Genomic DNA, 18,979 nt, shown 5'->3' with positions numbered 1-18,979 from the left:
TTTATTGGAGTGACGAAAGTCACTTCAATCATTTCTATATAAATACAATTTATTTAACACACACAAAGCAAATGAGTGCAATGATAATGTTTACCACACATAGATATTGTCTAGCTCAGAGTACTCCACCACATTTGAATGACTTATTGCGTGAACTCGTCTATGGTGGAGTGCGCGCTTTTTTATTTTAAATCCGTTTATACGGATTTTTTTTATTGCAATTTATTTTATAATAGTTAGTATGTTTAAAGTAATTAATGCTTACAATTTCGTATGTATACTGTAAAATATATAGTAATTAACTTGTTGAAGGATGAATGTTATGGTGCAGGAAAATTTGATTAGGTTCTCGAACGTTACATTTAAATATGATGAAAATGAACCAGCTGCACTTCGCGATGTTTCGTTTAATATACAAAAAGGCAAGTGGACATCTATTGTCGGACATAATGGTTCAGGAAAGTCTACAATTGCTAAATTAATGATGGGTATTAACCAAAATTATGAAGGTGAAATCGTAGTTGATGGCATCTTACTGTCGAACGATACAATTGATGAAGTGAGAAGACATGTAGGTATTGTATTTCAAAATCCTGATAATCAATTTATTGGTTCAACTGTAGAGTATGATGTAGCATTTGGTATGGAAAATCAAAGTATAGACTATCACGTTATGCATGAAATAGTTGATGAGGTATTAACAGAAGTTGGCATGTCAAACATGAAAACATTCGAACCAAGTCATCTTTCTGGTGGACAGAAACAACGTGTCGCTATTGCAGGCATATTAGCAATGTCACCAGATATTATGATTTTAGATGAAGCGACAGCAATGCTTGATCCTGAAGGTAAAGAAAGTATTATGAACTTAATTAAATCTATTCAAAGTGAACATCACTTAACAGTTATCTCTATTACACATGATTTAGAAGAAGCTGTTAATGCTGATGAAATTATTGTGATGAATAAAGGTGAAGTTTATAAACAAGACATACCTGAAGAAATATTTAAGCAAGGTGCCTATTTAACTGAAATTGGTTTAGACTTACCTTTTGCTATGAGAATGAACTACTTGCTCAATCATAATTATGAATATACAACATTCGAACAGTTGGTGAATCGAATATGAAAATAACGTTTGATCAAGTCACTTATGACTACAGTATAAAGACACCATATCAATATAGAGCTTTAAATCAAGTTTCGACGACATTCACAGAATCTAAATTTTATGCCATTGTAGGCCAAACAGGTTCTGGTAAATCAACATTAATTCAGCATTTAAATGCTATATTAAAGCCGACAGAGGGACAATTAACAATCGGTGATACGAACATTACGAAGAAGACGAAATCAAAGAAATTAGCGCCAGTGCGTAAAAAAGTTGGTATCGTCTTTCAATTTGCAGAACATCAATTATTTGAAGATACAGTTGAAAAAGATATTATTTTTGGACCGCTCAATTACGGTACGGATAAAGAAGCAGCTATTCAAAAAGCAGAATCTCTTATGGATTTGTTAAGCATGGATCGTAGCTTATTAAAGAAATCTCCATTTGAGCTCTCAGGTGGTCAGAAACGACGTATAGCCATTGCCGGTGTATTAGCTATGGAACCTGAAATACTTGTCCTTGACGAGCCTACAGTGGGCTTAGATCCGAAAGGGCAACATGATATGATGGAACTCTTCAATGACATCCATGAAAATCTCGGTATTACGGTTATCTTAATTTCACACCAAATGGATATCGTACTTAAATATGCGGATGAAGTTAAAGTCATTAAAGCTGGTGAAATCGTTGCAGAAGATAAGCCAGTTAATATTTTTACAAATAATGAACTTCTGAATCAAACGCATCTTGAACCACCTAATATTATTAAACTTCAACAAGCAGTTGAAGCTAAATATGATATGAAGTTTGATCAAATCGCGACAAGTGAAGAGATGTTTAAAGATATGTATGAAAAGCAGGTGAAGCCTCATGACTGATAAGTTAATAATCGGGCGATACATACCTGGTAATACAATTATCCATCGATTAGATTCACGTATGAAAATGCTGTATGTATTTATATTTATGATATTAATATTCTTTTGTAATTCATGGGCATCTTATGGCTTTATGGTGTTAACTGTATTAATCATCATGTATTTAGCACAAATAAGATTCTGGTTCTTAATTAAAGGATTAACACCTGTAATGCTGCTGTTTATTTTTACGTTCATCATGCATTTAATTGTGACGAAAGGCGGACCAGTCATCATTGATTTAAAGCTATTCACAATTGAACAAAATGGTATTGTACAAGGTGCATTTATCGTTTTAAGACTTGCGCTTTTAGTGATGATTTCTACAATCATGACGTTAACAACAAGTCCGATAAGCTTAACAGATGCAATAGAATCAATGTTGAGACCATTAAAAAAGGTTAAGTTCCCAGTCCATGAACTCGCAATGATGATGTCCATATCTCTTAGATTTATCCCAACATTAATGGATGAATTAGATAGAATCATAAAAGCACAAACATCTAGAGGATCTGACGTAACAGCAGGTAGTATATTTAACAGATTAAAAGCTATTATTCCGCTACTCATTCCGATGTTTATATCGGCGTTTAAACGAGCAGATGATTTAGCAGTGGCTATGGAAGCTAGAGGTTATAACGCTTCAAATCAACGAACAACCTATCGTAAATTAAAATGGAAACTAAGAGATAGTATTGGATTCGCAACAATTATTGTTGTAGCAATAGCATTATATTTATTAAGGAATTGAGGTGCAGACTTTGAGAATGTTAGTGAAAATTTCATATCACGGTGGACAGTTTATGGGATTTCAAATTCAACATCATGAACGAACTGTGCAATATGAATTTGAGAGAATTCTAAAAAGAATGCATCAAACATTTGTAAGAATACATCCTTCAAGTAGAACGGATAAAGGCGTGCATGCCATAGAGCAGTATTTTCATTTTGATACACCATTAAATATTAAACCAGATAAATGGGAATATGCTTTTAATTCGGCATTACCTAAAGATATACATGTACAAAGTGTAGAACAAATTGATGAAGACTTTCACTGTAGGTATGATTGTGTAGGTAAGAAATATCGTTATAAAGTTTATATCGATCCAGAAAGACATGTATTTGAACATGACACAAAAGTACAACAAAAGAAATCCGTTGATATTGATTTGATGAATCAAGCTGCACAACATTTTATAGGTACACATGACTTTACAAGTTTCTGTTCACAAAAGACTGAAGTACAAAATAAAGAACGTACAATTTATCAAAGTGAAGTCGTTGAAACAGATGATGGATTTGAATTTATCGTTACAGGATCAGGCTTTTTATACAATATGGTAAGAGTGATGGTCGCTTATTTAATACTCGTCGGTGAAGGGAAGAGAAGCGGTGATGATATTCATCAGCTTCTTGAAGAAAAAGATCGAAACAAAGTACCACATACAGCACCAGCACATGGTCTATATTTAGAAAAAATTTATTTAGATAAAGCAGAACTTATTAATGAGTTCGGAAATGATATCAAAATATATAATAAAAAGTCTTCAGAAAATGTTTAAAACCAATTGACAAAAAGACAAATAAATTATATTATAGACAACGGTATTGTTTTATATCACCACCACGATAAGCCCCGGAATCTTATTGTGTTTTAAGATATAGAAGCAGGAATCAGACTAAGGAAATAAGATGTATGTATGAAGCTTTGGTACAGGTAATTACATACATCTTAACCCAGAACTTTTTTAAAATTTAGGAGGACACTATAATGCGTCAAACATTTATGGCTAATGAAGCAAACATCGATCGCAAATGGTACGTTGTTGATGCTGAAGGACAAACGTTAGGTCGTTTATCATCAGAAATCGCATCAATCTTACGCGGTAAACATAAAGTAACTTACACACCACACGTTGATACAGGAGATAACGTTATCATCATTAACGCTGAAAAAATCTACTTATCAGGTAATAAAGAACAAGATAAAATTTACTACCGTCACTCAAATCACCCAGGTGGATTAAAATCAGTATCTGCTGGTGAATTAAAAGAGAAAAACCCAGTTCGTTTATTAGAAACATCTATCAAAGGTATGTTACCTAAGAGCAAACTTGGTGAAAAACAAGGTAAAAAATTATTCGTATATGCTGGTGCAGAGCATCCACATGCTGCACAACAACCTGAAAACTACGAGTTACGTGGTTAATTAAGAGGAGGATACTACATTGGCACAAGTTGAATATAAAGGCACAGGTCGTCGTAAACATTCAGTAGCACGTGTACGTTTAGTACCTGGTGAAGGTAACGTAACAATTAACAAACGTGACGTACGTGACTACTTACCATTTGAATCATTAATTTTAGATTTAAACCAACCATTTGATGTAACTGAAACAAAAGGTAACTACGATGTTTTAGTAAACGTTCAAGGTGGAGGTTTCACTGGACAAGCACAAGCTATCCGTCACGGAATTGCACGTGCATTGTTAGAAGCAGATCCAGAATACCGTGGATCATTAAAACGCGCTGGATTACTTACACGTGACCCACGTATGAAAGAACGTAAGAAACCTGGTCTTAAAGGTGCTCGTCGTTCACCACAATTCTCAAAACGTTAATATTGCCAAAGTTGTTGCGAACTTCTTTGCTTACAGATTTGGTACGCAAATTGTATATGCAATTTGTGTTCAATCGAATATACGTTTCAACACTTCTCGAACAACCTCGAGGAGTGATTTTTTATGTAATGGTATAATATATCCCATAACCTTACAGACTAAAAGGGGACTTTCGATGTATAAACATATTTTATTTGATTTGGACAATACGTTATTAGATTTTAATGCTGGTGAAAGGGAAGGGATTAGGGCAGTTTTTGAATCTGAAGGTATTGTGTTTAATGATTTAAATTTTAAGCAGTATCAGGAAATTAATAAGCGTTTATGGTTAGAGCTTGAGCAGGGCAAGGTTTCGAAGGATGAGGTGTTAACGACTCGTTTTAAAGAGTTTTTTGAGCTGTTTGATTTAAATGTTGATGCGCGTGCTAAAGAGGCTATTTTTAGAAAGACGTTGAATGATAATCATGAGCTGGTTGATGGTGCGAGAGATATATTAAGTTATTTGAAAGAAGCGGGTTATCATCTTTATAGTGCTTCTAATGGTGTTTATGAAACTCAGATGAAACGCATGCGTGATGCAGGTATTTTTGATTATTTTGATGATCATTTTATTTCTGAGAAAATTGGATTTGAAAAGCCTCATAAACAATTTTTCGACCATTGTTTAAGTGGTGTTAAAGACGACGATGTTGCACATTATTTAATGATAGGAGATACGTTAACATCTGATATTGCTGGTGCTAATGAATATGGTATTGATTCATGTTACTTTGACCATCAAAATCTTAGTAACGGCGATATTGCAACGTATGTTATTAATCATTTAGAAGCGTTAAAGGATATATGTAAATAAAAATTTATTCGAGCATAAAGCAGTCAGACTGTTTCATGCTCATTTTTTATCGAAAAACGATAATTTTTATTGATAAACAATAAAAAAGGTGTTAAACTTTTATTGAAAAACGATAAAAGGGAGAGATTTCGATGAGTAAAATTAGCAAAACTGAAAAACGTACTTATATGATTACGATAATTACAATGATCATTAATACTTTGATGCTGGGTCTTGTTCTTGTACGTTTCTTTATCAAAGTACCTGTAAGTACAGCATTTAATTTAAAGGATGGCGTATTCTATTACTTAATATGCTTTACTATTCAATCGTTGTTAACAGTAGTTTTCTTTATATTTGTTCTAAGTTTTCTAAAAAATATCAATGAAAAGGACTTCTTTAATTCTGGGAATTACAATAAAATATTCTATTCTTCAATCATTATTATGATATATGCTACGTTAAATACTATGAAAAACAATATTGGGGTGGATGTAACATATAAAGAGTTATTAAATACTGCACCATTTACAACGGTATTATTGTTGAATATTTCTTTAATGATGTTAAACTTCCTTACGATTTATAATGAATCTAAATCAATAAAAAAAGAAAATGATTTGACTGTTTAAGGGTGACAAGATGATAAAAATTAAATTAGATGAAATATTAAAAGAAAAGCATGTTTCTCTGACTGAACTTGCTCAAGAGGTAGATATTACGATTGCAAATTTATCTATTTTAAAGACTGGAAAAGCTAAAGCTGTTAGATTTAGTACGCTAGAAGCAATATGTGAATACTTGGATTGTCAGCCTGGTGACATCATGGTTTATGAAAAGGATGCAGAGTGAAGTTAAACTTTGTTATTTTTGCACTTGAATCGTATAAAGCGTATTCTAAATATATTAAATGAATGAAGGTGATATGTATGATTGAAAAGTTACATCAAGTCATGTTATATGTTGATGATCAAGAAAAGGCTGTTGAATTTTGGAAGGATGTAATGAACTTTGTTGTGAAGTCTGAAGATGAGTTGCCTGAAGGTTTCAAGTCTGTAGAAATTGCGCCTAGTGAAGATGCTGAAACGTCATTTGTATTATTTGATAAAGCTTTTATTGAAAAGTACAGTCCTGAAGTAAGTTTAGAAACACCTTCTTTAATGTTTAAAGCTTCGAATTTTGATGAATTATATAAGTCGTTAAAAGAACGAGGATTAACTGGTCATGATATTATAGAAATGCCTGAGGGTAGAGTATTTAATTTTCATGATAAACAAGGTAATTATTTTGCGATTACTGAGTAAAAACGGAGGGAATTGAAATGATAGAAGCGCAGTTCCGAATTTCTTATAGTATGCTATCTGATGTTGTCAAAGATATAGATGAGAAACAAGCGGATTTTCAACTGGAGTTAGCAAAAAATAATATTAAATGGCAACTTGGTCACGTAATTGTGGCAAATGAATCATTTGTCTTTGGTACAAGTGAAGAAGGTAATATACTCGGTGAAAAGTTAGGTAAATCATTCTCACCAGGTACTTCACCACAGGATTTTACAGGTGTTGAACCAACTTTCCAAGAATTAAAAGGCATATTAAATCAACAACTAGAAAGAATATTAAATGCACTTGATGAACAAATGGACAAATCTAGAAAAGCACCGATAGCGAATATGGATACATTTGCAGAAACAATTCCATTTGGCATATTGCATATGAATTATCATACTGGTCAAATTAAGTTGATGAAATCAATGTTAGATAAATTAGATCAAGGCGTATAAAAATAAAGAGAGAAAAGAAACGATTAAGTTTCTTTTCTCTCTTTTTCGTTAGAACAGTCAAAGCATAATAATGTTTTATCTTCTTGCACGACACCTTCTATAAAGCCACTATTACAATAAATATCTGTTTGGCATTTTGCACATTTACCTACGAATTCTTTTTCCATAGAATCACACCTTAAAATTCATTTTATGTACTTAAAAGTGATATGATAATTATGTATATACTAACATATTTTTATGGAGTGATTGAAATGGCTTTAGAGATGAAACCGAATTGCGAAAAATGTGGTTATAAATTTCATAAGAAAAGTAATGCTTTTATATGTGTTCAAGAAACAACATACTGCAGAGAATGCGCTGAAAATTTATATTATGTATGTCCAGAATGTAATGGTGAACTTGTCGTTCGTCCAAAAGCAAAAGCTGATACTAAAACTGTAATGGGAGACCGTTAATGATAAATGAGGTGATGGATTGAATATTCGAAGATTACAACTCAATGAGATAGAGAAAGTTATTGCTGTATTTGATGACTATCGTGTTCATTTTGGTCAACAATCAGATATAAAGACGACGTATGAATTTATATATAGAAATGTTTCTCGTGAAGATGCTGTTATATTTATAGCTGAAGCGAATGAGCAAGTGCTAGGATTTGTACAACTATACAAGATGTTGTCATCAATGAAAATGTCAAACCTACTTTTTATTAATGATTTATTTTTAACAGCAGATGCGAGAGGTCAACGAATTGGAGAACAATTAATGAATCAAGCATTTACTTATGGGAAAGAAAATGGATATGAGACAATATATTTAGAAACCGAAAAATCAAATATAGCTGGTAATCGTTTATATCAAAAATTAGGCATGCAAATTGATGATGAACATAACTATTATCATAAACATTTATAAACAAGAGGTGACTTTTAGATGAAAGCAATTGGTTTTAGTAACAGTTTTGATTTGAAAGTATCAAACGAATTTGAAGAAAGAGATATACCAGTTCCAGAAGCTAAAGAAAGAAATATTTTAGTGAAAGTGAAAGCTGCGAGTATAAATCCTATAGATACGAAATCAAGAAATACATCTGATGGGGAATTTAAAATATTAGGTTATGATGCAGTAGGTGTCGTTGAAGCGGTCGGAGAAGAAGTAGAATTATTTCATGTAGGTGATGAAGTCTATTATTCCGGCACAAATACGAAACAAGGATCGAATGCAGAGTATCAATTAGTAGATGAACGACTTGTGGGCATTAAACCAGAACACTTATCTTACGTTGAATCAGCAGCTTTACCTTTAACTGCACTAACGTCATTTGAAGCATTATTAGAAGGACTAAATATTTCATCTAACCCTGAAGATAATAAAGATAAGAAATTACTGATTATTAATGGTGCAGGTGGCGTAGGTTCTGTAGCTACTCAAATTGCGAAACATTTGGGGCTAACAGTTATCACGACTGCATCACGTAAAGAAACAAGAAGATGGTCAGAGAAAATGGGTGCTGATATAGTACTCAATCATAAACACCATTTACCAGATGAATTAAGAGCTCATAAAATTAATCAAGTAGATTATATCTTTAATACGCATAGTAGTGATGCTTACTTTAATGTAATGGCAGAAATGATAAAGCCAAGAGGAAAAGTCGTAGCACTTGTTAATTTTATGGATAAAGTAGATTTAAATTTATTAAAAGATAAAAGTGTGACATTCTCATTTGAGTTTATGTTCACTAGACCAAAATACGAAACAGACGACATGATTGCACATCATGAATATTTGAGAAAGTTAACATACTTATTAGATAGAGGTACGATTAAAACAACTGTAAACAAGACATTAAAAGGATTAAGCGTAGAAACAATTACAGAAGCTCATCGTTTAATAGAAGAAGGAAAAAGTATTGGTAAAATAGTAATAGAATATTAAGAGTACTAATAGAGATTTCGTTACGAACACTTCTGGTCAAACTTGTTTATAACGAGGGTGTTACAAACACTTTCGTCCAAACTAGTTCATAACGGGTGTGTTAATTACAAAAGTCGGCGGAAGTGTAACTATGGGGGTCTATAATTACAAAAGTTGCCGGAAATGTAACTATGGGGGTCTATAGTAACAAAAGTTGCCGGAAATGTAACTATGGTGGTCTATAATTACAAAAGTCAGCCGAAGTGTAACTAACGGAGCCGTCACTACTTAAAATAAACTACAAAAAAAGCACAACCTCACGCGAGGTTGTGCTTTTCTACATCTTAATAATCGTTTTCGTTTGCGATACGTCTTAAGTGTGGATATTTAGAACGTATTACATATACAAGTAATGTTAGTGCTGCGAATACGATTGCGATAAGTCCTATTATAAGCATTGATTGTCCATAAGTTACGTCACTTGTGAAGTTAAAGATATTCTCTCTTAATGCTTTGATTACATAACTCATTGGAGAGAATGGGTGTAAGTCTTGGAAGAACTTACCTGATAATTCTATTGGGAATGTACCTTCACTTGATCCTAATTGTAAGATTAATAGTATAATCGCTAAGAATTTACCGATATTACCTAATACTACTGTTAGGAATGTCACAATCATATATGCTGCAATACTCCATAAGATAAGTGTTAAAGTGAAGTGTCCTGGATTGGCGATATCAATTTCAAATCCGTATAAACATAGTACCGCTAGTGCTAATGCTGAACCTAAAGCTTGCATCATGAATATTGCAAACTTACTTAACCACCATTTGAATCCTGTAGAATCACCAATTCGTTTATCAATAGGGTAAACTGCTGAGAATGCAACTGCACCTACATATAAACTTAATGATAGGATATATGGCGCAAAGCTTTGACCATAGTTATTAACTTCTGTTAAATCATCCTCGTTTGATACGACTGGATTATTGATTGCTTTAACATTTTTGTCTTCAAAGTATTTATCATCTGATTGTTTAATAGCTTTATCAATATTTGCTTTTAATTTATCGTTATTAGCTTGTAAATCATTTAAACCTTGAGATACTTTCATACTGCCTTGTAAAAGTTGTTGTCCTTCTGCGCCAGCCATTGGAGCAAGTTGTTCTAATCCAGACTCAACTTGTTTATTACCATCAATGAGTTGAGATTCTGCATCTGACATTTGTCCAAGTGCTTTAGAAGTATCTTTATAACCATCTGTTAATTTATTCATACCTTTAAATGATTCTGAAATATATTTCTCACGAACAGATTCACTTAAGTTATCTTCAACAGCTGTAGTAGCTTTAGATGCGATTTGTGAACCAGTGTAACTATAACCAGGGTTCGTTTTGACATTTAAGTCGATTTTTTTAGGATTTTTGTCTAACATAGAACCTGCATTTTTAGTCGTTTCAGCTGGTATAGAAATGACAGCATATGATTCACCATGTTCTAAATGTTTGTCAGCAGTTTTTTGAGAAACAAATTCCCATTTAAATTTATCATTGTCTTTTAATTTATCTACTACGTCTTTACCGATGTCTGCCTTTTCACCATTGATTTTTCCACCGTTATCGCTATTCACTACAGATATCTTTAATGAATCCGTCTTTCCGTATGGATCCCATAATGAACCTACAAATACTGAACTATAAATAAGTGGAATAAGCATAATTGCTATAAGTGATACGAGTAGAAACTTATGTGTCCATAAATTTTTTATATCATCAAACATGATTAACATTGTCCTTTCCTGTTATAAGTTTATTAGCTTTCTCTAATTGTTTAACAAACGTTATAATCTCATCGTTTGAAAAGTGAGAAGACAGTTTACGATTAAATGTTTCGTAAATAACATCTTCAGTACGCTTTACAAGTTCGAAACCTTTATCCGTTAGCATAACAGATTTCTCTCTCTTATCTTCGCCTTGCTGAATTGCAATGAGGTCTTGGTTCTTCAATTTATTAATTCTGTTTGATATAGCAGTTTTAAAGACACCTTGTTTAGCAGCAATAAAACTGTATGTACATCTAGGAAAATCTTTAATAATTTTTAAAGTTTGATATTGTTCTTTAGAAACTACTTCATCTAATCCAGAGTTATTTAAAATCTTTGCAACTTCACTGTGTATATTAATGATGGATTCTTGGAATAAGTTAAAAGCTTTTTTTAATTCTTCTTCCATAATTAGTACACCTCCTGTACTTAATACAAAGAGTATAGTACACCCTATGTACTATAATTGCAAGAAGTTTAACTCAAAAAAGATACAATCGTTTGCATGTAAAGGCTTTCTTTTGAAAATAAATGACTCATATTGTTGGAAAACAACAATGCAATCGTTTGCATAAAATTGTTGACTTTTTAACTTTTTACACATATGATAAATCTATATTAAATTTTGAAAGCGATTACAATTATGGAGGGTTTATCTATGGCTGAAATGAAATTAGAGAATATAAAGAAGACTTACGACAAAGGTAATACTGTAGTACATGATTTTAACTTACATATTAAAGATAAAGAGTTTATTGTTTTCGTTGGTCCATCAGGGTGTGGAAAGTCTACAACTTTGAGAATGATCGCAGGATTAGAAGACATTACATCAGGAAATTTTTTAATTGATGATCGAAGAATGAATGATGTCGCACCGAAAGATAGAGATATCGCAATGGTCTTTCAAAATTATGCATTATACCCACATATGACAGTCTATGACAATATGGCGTTTGGTCTTAAACTACGAAAAATGAATAAAAAAGAAATAGATAAAAGGGTTCAATACGCAGCTGAAATTCTTGGATTAAAAGAATACTTACCAAGAAAACCTAAAGCTTTATCAGGTGGTCAAAGACAAAGGGTCGCATTAGGTCGAGCAATTGTAAGAGATGCGAAAGTATTCTTAATGGATGAACCTTTATCTAATTTAGATGCGAAATTAAGAGTTCAAATGAGAACAGAAATATTAAAGTTGCATGAACGATTACAAACTACAACGATTTATGTCACGCATGACCAAACAGAAGCTTTAACGATGGCAACACGTATTGTTGTCTTAAAAGATGGCGATATTATGCAAATAGGTACGCCACGTGAAGTATATGATGCACCAGAGAATGAGTTTGTTGCACAATTTATTGGATCACCAGCAATGAATATCTTTGACGCAAAGGTAAATAAAGACGAGTTATTCATTGGTAATCAAGTGATTAAATTAAATGAAAGTAAAGCACGCATGTTAAATCATAATGGCTATGATGGCAAGACGATACGATTCGGTATTCGACCAGAAGACATTCATGATGAACCTGTATTTATTAATGCTAATAAGGATGTAACCTTCAAAACTAAAGTACTTGTTAGTGAGTTATTAGGTTCTGAAATTATGATCCACGGATTATTTAACGATGAAGAAATATGTGCCAAGTTAGATGCTAGAACAGTGATTCATCCAAATGATGAAATTGAGCTCGCTTTAGATTTAAATAAATGTCACTTCTTTGATAAGGAAACTGGAGAAAAAATAAAAAATTAATTTATTGAGTGAATCAACAATTAATGAAAGAAGGGGATTAGATGAAACATTTAATAAAAATTTGCTCAATATTACTCGTGACATTATTGCTTGCAAGTTGTGGTCCTAATCGAACACAAGAAGATATTGATAAAGCACTTAACGATGATGAAAAAACAGCCAAACCTAAGTCACTTACGATGTGGGTAGATGGCGATAGACAAATGTCTTTTTACAAGAAAGTAACGGAAGATTATACAAAAAGGACAGGTATTAAAGTCATTCTTAAAAATACAGCTCAAGATGATCAAGTAGATAACTTATCGCTTGATGGTCCTTCAGGTAATGGACCTGACTTATTCTTTCAACCGCATGACCGTGCAGGTGATGCATATTTACAAGGATTAGCGGCAGAAATTGATTTTACAGATGAAGAATTGAAAGGTTATTCCAAAGAAGCTTTACAAGCTTTAAATTATGAAGGTAAACAGTTAGCATTACCCGTTATCGTAGAATCAACGGCTGTTGTCTATAACAAGAAACTCGTTAAGACACCACCAAAGACGATGGATGATGTTGAAAGAATCGCAAAAGATGTAACGGATAAAGATAAAAAGCAATATGGATTTATGTTTGATGCAAAGAACTTCTACTTTAATTATCCATTTTTATTCTCAAAAGGCGGATACATATTTAAAGAAGAAAAAGATGGATTTAATACAAATGATGTTGCAGTAAATGATCCATCTGTCGTGAAAAATGGAGAGAGATTACAATCTTGGTATGACAAAGGTTATATTACGAAGTCAGCTAATCAAGATGTTATTGTTGGACTGTTTAAAGAAGGCAAAGTAGGCATGTTTGTTACAGGACCTTGGCAAACGAATGAGTTTAAAGAAGCACTTGGCGATGATTTCGGAACAGCAACTTTCCCAACTGATAATGGTAAAGAAATGAAACCATTCCTAGGGGTAAGAGGTTGGTTTATATCCGAATATAGTGAAGAGAAATACTGGGCTAAAAACTTAATGCTGTATTTAACAAATAAAGATAATATGCAGAAATATACAGATGAAATGCAAGAAATTACAGGTCGTACAGACGTTTCTTCTAAAAATAAATTATTAAAGCCATATGAAGAACAAGCTCAAAATGCTATTCCAATGCCAAATATTCCAGAGATGAGTCAAGTATGGGATCCGATGGGAAATGCAGCAGTATTCATGTCCAACGGTAAAGACCCTAAAGAAGCACTTGATGAAGCGAAAAACGGTATTGATGAACAAGTAGAAATTATGAATGCATCTAAAAAATAAAAGAAGGTGTGAAAATGAGAAATCCAAAATTAGCAGCCATGCTATCGATTATTCCAGGTATTGGCCAGTTCTATAATAAAAGATATATAAAAGGTAGTATATTTATCGTATTTTTTATTAGTTTTATTTCAGTATTTTATCAATTTATGAATATTGGATTCTGGGGATTATTCACTTTAGGTACAGTGCCTAAATTAGATGATTCAAGGGTTCTATTAGCACAAGGTATCATTTCGTTATTATTAATTGCATTTGCGATCACTTTATATGTCGTGAATATCATAGATGCTTATCGTAATGCAGATCAATATAATAAAGGATTTGAAATTAAAGATCGTAAAGGTCGAATGACGGCAACATGGGATAAGACTTTCCCATATTTATTAATATCACCGGGTATCTTTTTATTAATATTTGTTGTCGTATTTCCACTTTTATTCATGTGTTTTTTAGCTTTTACAAACTACAATTTATATAATGCACCACCTAGACATTTATTAGAATGGGTAGGATTTGATAACTTTAAATCATTAGTTACGGTACCTATTTGGAAGACAACATTCTTTAACGTATTAACTTGGACGATTGTTTGGACTTTAGTAGCGACTACTTTACAAATCGCGTTAGCGTTATTACTCGCTATTATTGTTAATCATCCACTTATTAGATTTAAAAAGCTAATTAGAACAGTATTAATCTTGCCTTGGGCAGTGCCATCGTTTGTGACAATATTAATCTTTGCTGCCATTTTTAATGATGATTTTGGTTCGATTAATAATGATATCTTACAACCATTATTTGGTATTGCACCAGCATGGTTAAATGATCCGTTCTGGGCAAAGGTTGCTTTAATATTAATTCAAGTATGGCTTGGATTCCCATTCGTATTTGCTTTATTCACAGGTGTTCTACAAAGTATTTCATCAGACTGGTATGAAGCGGCAGATATGGACGGGGCATCAAGTTGGCAAAAATTTAGAAATATTACGTTTCCACATATTTTATTTGCGACTGCACCATTATTAATTATGCAATACGCAGGAAACTTTAATAACTTTAATTTAATTTACTTATTTAATAAAGGTGGTCCACCTGTTTCTGGTCAGAATGCAGGTAGTACAGATATCTTAATTTCATGGGTTTATCGATTAACATTTGATATGCAAAATTATAATATGGCTGCAACGATTTCATTAATTATTGGCGTGTTTATTGCCATTATTGCATTCTTACAATTTAGAAAGACGAGTACTTTTAAAGATGAGGGGGATATTTAATGAATAAGAAGAATAAAAATATATTAAGAGCGATTATCATGTATGGCATTTTGATTATTATGTTTATTATCATTATTTATCCATTACTGTGGACTTTAGGATTATCACTCAACTCAGGTTCTAATCTTTATGGTTCTTCGATGATTCCGAAAGATGCATCTTTGAAAAATTATATTTATTTACTAACTGATCCATCAAGTGACTACCTCACTTGGTATAAGAATACTTTAATCGTGGCGACGGCTAATGCATTATTCTCAGTGATCTTTGTTGGTTTAACGTCATACGCATTTTCAAGATATCGTTTTGTCGGTAGAAAATACGGACTGATTGCATTTTTAATTTTACAAATGTTCCCTGTATTGATGGCAATGGTAGCAATTTATATCTTATTAAATACAATAGGCTTATTAGATTCACTATTTGGTCTTACTTTAATTTATATAGGTGGTTCCATTCCGATGAATGCATTCTTAGTAAAAGGATATTTCGATACAATCCCTAAAGAATTAGATGAATCTGCTAAAATAGATGGTGCAGGACATATGAGAATATTTTTCACAATTATGTTACCGTTAGCTAAACCGATTCTAGCAGTTGTTGCACTATTTAATTTTATGGGACCGTTTATGGACTTTATTCTGCCAAGAATATTATTAAGAAGTCCTGAAAAATACACACTAGCAGTCGGATTATTTAATTTTATAAATGATAAATTCGGAAACAACTTTACAGTATTTGCTGCTGGGGCAATGATGATTGCAATACCAATTTCTATCGTATTCTTATTATTACAAAGATACTTAGTGACTGGTTTAACGGCAGGTGCTACAAAAGGATAATAAAGGAGTGATCTCGTGGTTACAATAAAAGATGTTGCGAAAGAAGCAAATGTTGCACCATCAACAGTATCAAGAGTGATTAGTGGACATAAAAGTATAAGTGATAAGACATCAAAGAAAGTTAAAGCTGTGATGAAGCAATTGGGCTACCAACCTAATATTGCCGCGAGAACACTTGTAACACAAAAATCTAAAACGATTGGTTTAATTTTAAAATCAGCTTCTAAAGAAATGACACAAAATCCATTCTTTACAGATGTTCTGATGGGGATATCAATTGCTTGTAAACAAAGAGAATATTCTACGATTATGACAACATCAGTTGAACAAGCTGACTTATTAGTTGAAGTTGAAAATCTCATTAAATCTAAATCAATAGATGGCTTTATTATGCTTTATTCAAAAGAAAATGATCCTGTTACACAACTACTCAAAAAATATCAATTTCCGTTTGTTGTTGTAGGTAAACAACTAGGTGAAAGAGAAATTATTCATATCGACAATGATAATGTCGAAGCAAGCCAAATGATAACTGAATTTATGATTCAAAAAGGGCATGAACATATAGCTTTTATAGCTGAACCAGATTCATATGCTGTTGCATTGGATAGGGTAGAAGGCTTTAAGAAAGCTTGCGATAAACATGGTATTAATCAATATGAAATTTATCATGCAAATCCTAATAGAGATGAAATATTAGCAATCATTAAAGAAATGAAAGAAACTGCGGCTTGCCCTACAGCGATTATTACATCAGATAGCATGATCAATATTAATTTATTAAGCTCATTATATGAACTTAATATAAGAGTGCCAGATGAAGTGATGACAGCAACATTTAATGATTCATTTATTAATACTTTTGCTTCACCACCTCAAACGGTTGTAAATATTTATCCTGAACATTTAGGTGAGGAAGCAGGTATAGCATTAATTAAACTGATTGAGAATCCTAATATTTTAAGAAAAAATACGATTATTCCAACAGATATAATAGAGAGAAAATCAACGATAAAATAAGAGGTGACTAAATGATGGAGGAACGAATTTGGTGGAAAGAAGCGGTATGTTATCAAGTTTATCCTAGAAGTTTTAATGATTCTAACAATGATGGTATTGGTGATATAAATGGTATTAGAGAAAAGTTAGATTATTTGAAAGATCTAGGTATAGATGTGATTTGGGTTTCACCAATATTTAAATCACCTAATGATGATAATGGCTATGATATTAGTGATTATCAAGACATTATGGATGAGTTTGGTACGATGGAGGACTTTGAATTACTTTTAAAAGAGACACACAATAAAGGTATGAAACTCATATTGGATTTAGTCATCAATCATACATCAGATGAACATCCATGGTTTATCGAGTCTAAATCGAGTAAAGACAATCCTAAAAGAGATTGGTATATATGGCAAGAAGGAAAAGACGGTAAAGAACCTAATAACTGGGGCAGTATATTCAACGGTTCAGCTTGGGAAAGAACTGAAGAAACAGATGAGTATTACTTGCACATTTTCAGTAAAAAACAACCAGATTTAAATTGGGAGAATGAAGCGGTCCGTTCGGAATTATATAATATGATTAACTGGTGGTTTGATAAAGGTATCGATGGTTTCCGAGTAGATGCGATTACACATATTCAAAAATCATTTGAAGATGGCGACATACCAGTAGAACCTGGTGATGAACAGTATAAAGCAGCATTTGAACGTTATACGAATAGACCAGGTATATTAAATCATTTACGTGAATTGAGAGATGAAACATTCAATAAATATGACATTATGACGGTAGGTGAAGCAAATGGTGTCAGTCCTGATGATGCGAATGATTGGGTAGGCTTTGATAATGGTATATTTAATATGATTTTTCAGTTCGAACATTTAGGATTATGGAATACAGAAGATAGTGGATTTGATGTTATACAATATAAAAATATCATGTCTAAATGGCAAGACCAACTTGAAGGTGTAGGATGGAATGCACTATTTATCGAAAATCATGATCAACCAAGACTCGTTTCAACTTGGGGAGATGATGAGCATTATTGGTATGAAAGTGCAACAAGTCATGCGACAAATTATTTCTTACAAAAAGGCACACCATTTATTTACCAAGGACAAGAAATAGGGATGACGAACTATCCGTTTGAATCATTAGAAGATTTTAATGATGTTTCTGTTAAAAATGAAATTAAATTGAAAGAACAAAATGGAGAAGATACATCATCTTTATTAAATAATTTGAGTAAAGTAAATAGAGATAATTCTCGATCAATGATGCAGTGGGATAATCGTGCGTATGCAGGATTTTCCACAACAGAACCATGGTTCCTCGTAAATCCAAATTACAAAACAATCAACGTAGCAGATCAGTTAGAAGATGAGCATTCTGTATTAAATTATTATAAGCGTTTGATTCAATTGAAAAAAGATTATGACGTGTTTAATTACGGTAAATACGAACTAGTCGATAAAGATCATAAACAAATCTATAGCTATAAACGCATATTAGATAACGAAGAAGTTATTATTATGAGTAACTTAACAGGCGAAAAAGCTACTATCACATATCCACTTAATATAGAAAAAAGTAAGTTATTATTGCACAACTATATAACGATAGAAGATACCAACGAATTAGAACCATTTGAAACTAGAGTGTATCGAATAGAAGAATAATAAGTTGAAATCCGGGACAACAGGCTTTGTCTCGGATTTTTTAGTTGTGGATGGTAATGTATCAACCATAATTCAGAATAATGGTAATAAGATGGGTACTCTCTTA

The 18,979-nt window shown here is 32.4% G+C and carries 23 protein-coding genes; 20 read left to right on the top strand and 3 right to left on the bottom strand.

The window, feature by feature from the left end:
• The first annotated feature begins 322 nt into the window (after nucleotides 1-322).
• The 11 genes from LQ675_RS08695 (at nucleotide 323) to LQ675_RS08645 (ending at nucleotide 7,267) form a co-directional block, all read left to right on the top strand.
• Nucleotides 323-1,129, top strand: coding sequence for an energy-coupling factor transporter ATPase (locus tag LQ675_RS08695; protein ID WP_048541059.1), 807 nt, complete (start codon nucleotides 323-325; stop codon nucleotides 1,127-1,129).
• Entirely contained in the window at nucleotides 1,126-1,989 is an 864-nt protein-coding gene (locus LQ675_RS08690; RefSeq protein WP_048541058.1) for an energy-coupling factor transporter ATPase, read from the top strand. Before LQ675_RS08695 ends, LQ675_RS08690 begins: the two co-directional genes overlap by 4 nt.
• On the top strand, nucleotides 1,982-2,779 hold the full coding sequence (locus tag LQ675_RS08685) for an energy-coupling factor transporter transmembrane component T family protein (RefSeq protein ID WP_078354931.1): 798 nt from the start codon (nucleotides 1,982-1,984) through the stop codon (nucleotides 2,777-2,779). The genes LQ675_RS08690 and LQ675_RS08685 overlap by 8 nt, the downstream gene beginning before the upstream one ends.
• Nucleotides 2,780-2,789: 10 nt before the next feature.
• Entirely contained in the window at nucleotides 2,790-3,593 is an 804-nt protein-coding gene (gene truA, locus LQ675_RS08680) for a tRNA pseudouridine(38-40) synthase TruA (protein ID WP_048541054.1), read from the top strand.
• A 209-nt stretch (nucleotides 3,594-3,802) separates the two neighbouring features.
• A complete protein-coding gene (gene rplM / locus LQ675_RS08675; RefSeq protein WP_025906474.1) occupies nucleotides 3,803-4,240 on the top strand; it encodes a 50S ribosomal protein L13 in 438 nt (145 codons plus the stop codon).
• 19 nt (nucleotides 4,241-4,259) lie between these two features.
• Nucleotides 4,260-4,652: a 30S ribosomal protein S9 gene (gene rpsI, locus LQ675_RS08670; RefSeq protein WP_025906473.1), complete on the top strand. Its 393-nt coding sequence runs from the start codon at nucleotides 4,260-4,262 to the stop codon at nucleotides 4,650-4,652.
• A 175-nt stretch (nucleotides 4,653-4,827) separates the two neighbouring features.
• A complete protein-coding gene (locus LQ675_RS08665) occupies nucleotides 4,828-5,505 on the top strand; it encodes a YjjG family noncanonical pyrimidine nucleotidase (protein WP_107610312.1) in 678 nt (225 codons plus the stop codon).
• A gap of 131 nt (nucleotides 5,506-5,636) precedes the next feature.
• A complete protein-coding gene (locus LQ675_RS08660) occupies nucleotides 5,637-6,116 on the top strand; it encodes a hypothetical protein (RefSeq protein WP_048541048.1) in 480 nt (159 codons plus the stop codon).
• Between the two features lie 10 nt (nucleotides 6,117-6,126).
• A complete protein-coding gene (locus LQ675_RS08655) occupies nucleotides 6,127-6,336 on the top strand; it encodes a helix-turn-helix domain-containing protein (protein WP_048541047.1) in 210 nt (69 codons plus the stop codon).
• Between the two features lie 80 nt (nucleotides 6,337-6,416).
• Nucleotides 6,417-6,788 carry a VOC family protein gene (locus tag LQ675_RS08650; RefSeq protein ID WP_048541315.1) on the top strand — a complete coding sequence of 124 codons (372 nt, stop codon included), beginning with the start codon at nucleotides 6,417-6,419 and terminating at the stop codon, nucleotides 6,786-6,788.
• A 17-nt stretch (nucleotides 6,789-6,805) separates the two neighbouring features.
• Nucleotides 6,806-7,267, top strand: a complete 462-nt coding sequence (locus tag LQ675_RS08645) for a DinB family protein (RefSeq protein WP_107601763.1) — start codon at nucleotides 6,806-6,808, stop codon at nucleotides 7,265-7,267.
• Nucleotides 7,268-7,290: 23 nt separating this feature from the next.
• Here LQ675_RS08645 and LQ675_RS08640 read toward each other — a convergent pair whose 3' ends face one another.
• Nucleotides 7,291-7,434 (bottom strand): hypothetical protein, encoded by a 144-nt coding sequence (locus tag LQ675_RS08640; protein ID WP_167739975.1) that lies wholly within the window; start codon nucleotides 7,432-7,434, stop codon nucleotides 7,291-7,293.
• A gap of 87 nt (nucleotides 7,435-7,521) precedes the next feature.
• Between LQ675_RS08640 and LQ675_RS08635 the strand changes: the two genes are divergently transcribed.
• Genes LQ675_RS08635 through LQ675_RS08625 form a run of 3 tightly spaced genes read left to right on the top strand, consistent with a single transcriptional unit; the run spans nucleotide 7,522 to nucleotide 9,208 of the window.
• A complete protein-coding gene (locus LQ675_RS08635; protein WP_048541044.1) occupies nucleotides 7,522-7,725 on the top strand; it encodes a DUF1272 domain-containing protein in 204 nt (67 codons plus the stop codon).
• A 19-nt stretch (nucleotides 7,726-7,744) separates the two neighbouring features.
• Nucleotides 7,745-8,185, top strand: a complete 441-nt coding sequence (locus LQ675_RS08630) for a GNAT family N-acetyltransferase (protein WP_075578135.1) — start codon at nucleotides 7,745-7,747, stop codon at nucleotides 8,183-8,185.
• 18 nt (nucleotides 8,186-8,203) lie between these two features.
• Nucleotides 8,204-9,208 carry a zinc-binding alcohol dehydrogenase family protein gene (locus LQ675_RS08625; protein WP_075578134.1) on the top strand — a complete coding sequence of 335 codons (1,005 nt, stop codon included), beginning with the start codon at nucleotides 8,204-8,206 and terminating at the stop codon, nucleotides 9,206-9,208.
• 323 nt (nucleotides 9,209-9,531) lie between these two features.
• On the opposite strand, the gene LQ675_RS08620 is transcribed toward LQ675_RS08625, so the two are convergent.
• Complete coding sequence (locus LQ675_RS08620) at nucleotides 9,532-10,968, bottom strand: YhgE/Pip domain-containing protein (protein WP_075578193.1); 1,437 nt, start codon at nucleotides 10,966-10,968, stop codon at nucleotides 9,532-9,534.
• A complete protein-coding gene (locus LQ675_RS08615) occupies nucleotides 10,961-11,419 on the bottom strand; it encodes a MarR family winged helix-turn-helix transcriptional regulator (RefSeq protein WP_048541036.1) in 459 nt (152 codons plus the stop codon). The genes LQ675_RS08620 and LQ675_RS08615 overlap by 8 nt, the downstream gene beginning before the upstream one ends.
• A gap of 249 nt (nucleotides 11,420-11,668) precedes the next feature.
• On the opposite strand from LQ675_RS08615, the gene LQ675_RS08610 reads away from it, so the two are divergent.
• From LQ675_RS08610 to LQ675_RS08585, 6 genes are read left to right on the top strand one after another with little or no spacing between them, the layout of a single operon-like run.
• Nucleotides 11,669-12,769 (top strand): ABC transporter ATP-binding protein, encoded by a 1,101-nt coding sequence (locus LQ675_RS08610; RefSeq protein WP_075578133.1) that lies wholly within the window; start codon nucleotides 11,669-11,671, stop codon nucleotides 12,767-12,769.
• Nucleotides 12,770-12,810: 41 nt separating this feature from the next.
• A complete protein-coding gene (locus LQ675_RS08605) occupies nucleotides 12,811-14,064 on the top strand; it encodes an extracellular solute-binding protein (protein WP_048541032.1) in 1,254 nt (417 codons plus the stop codon).
• An 8-nt stretch (nucleotides 14,065-14,072) separates the two neighbouring features.
• Nucleotides 14,073-15,341, top strand: coding sequence for a sugar ABC transporter permease (locus tag LQ675_RS08600; RefSeq protein ID WP_103354225.1), 1,269 nt, complete (start codon nucleotides 14,073-14,075; stop codon nucleotides 15,339-15,341).
• Nucleotides 15,341-16,183: a sugar ABC transporter permease gene (locus tag LQ675_RS08595; RefSeq protein ID WP_025906438.1), complete on the top strand. Its 843-nt coding sequence runs from the start codon at nucleotides 15,341-15,343 to the stop codon at nucleotides 16,181-16,183. Before LQ675_RS08600 ends, LQ675_RS08595 begins: the two co-directional genes overlap by 1 nt.
• Before the next feature lie 15 nt (nucleotides 16,184-16,198).
• The gene (locus tag LQ675_RS08590) at nucleotides 16,199-17,203 is read left to right on the top strand and encodes a LacI family DNA-binding transcriptional regulator (protein WP_048541027.1); all 1,005 of its coding nucleotides are present in this window, start codon (nucleotides 16,199-16,201) and stop codon (nucleotides 17,201-17,203) included.
• A 14-nt stretch (nucleotides 17,204-17,217) separates the two neighbouring features.
• The gene (locus tag LQ675_RS08585) at nucleotides 17,218-18,873 is read left to right on the top strand and encodes an alpha-glucosidase (protein WP_239727534.1); all 1,656 of its coding nucleotides are present in this window, start codon (nucleotides 17,218-17,220) and stop codon (nucleotides 18,871-18,873) included.
• The last annotated feature ends 106 nt before the right edge of the window (nucleotides 18,874-18,979 follow it).

It is taken from the genome of Mammaliicoccus sp. D-M19 (assembly GCF_022386695.1).
GTDB classification, from domain to species: domain Bacteria; phylum Bacillota; class Bacilli; order Staphylococcales; family Staphylococcaceae; genus Mammaliicoccus; species Mammaliicoccus sciuri.
The sequence above is the reverse complement of the archived record's forward strand: the minus strand, read 5'-3'. Positions and strand labels throughout refer to the sequence as shown.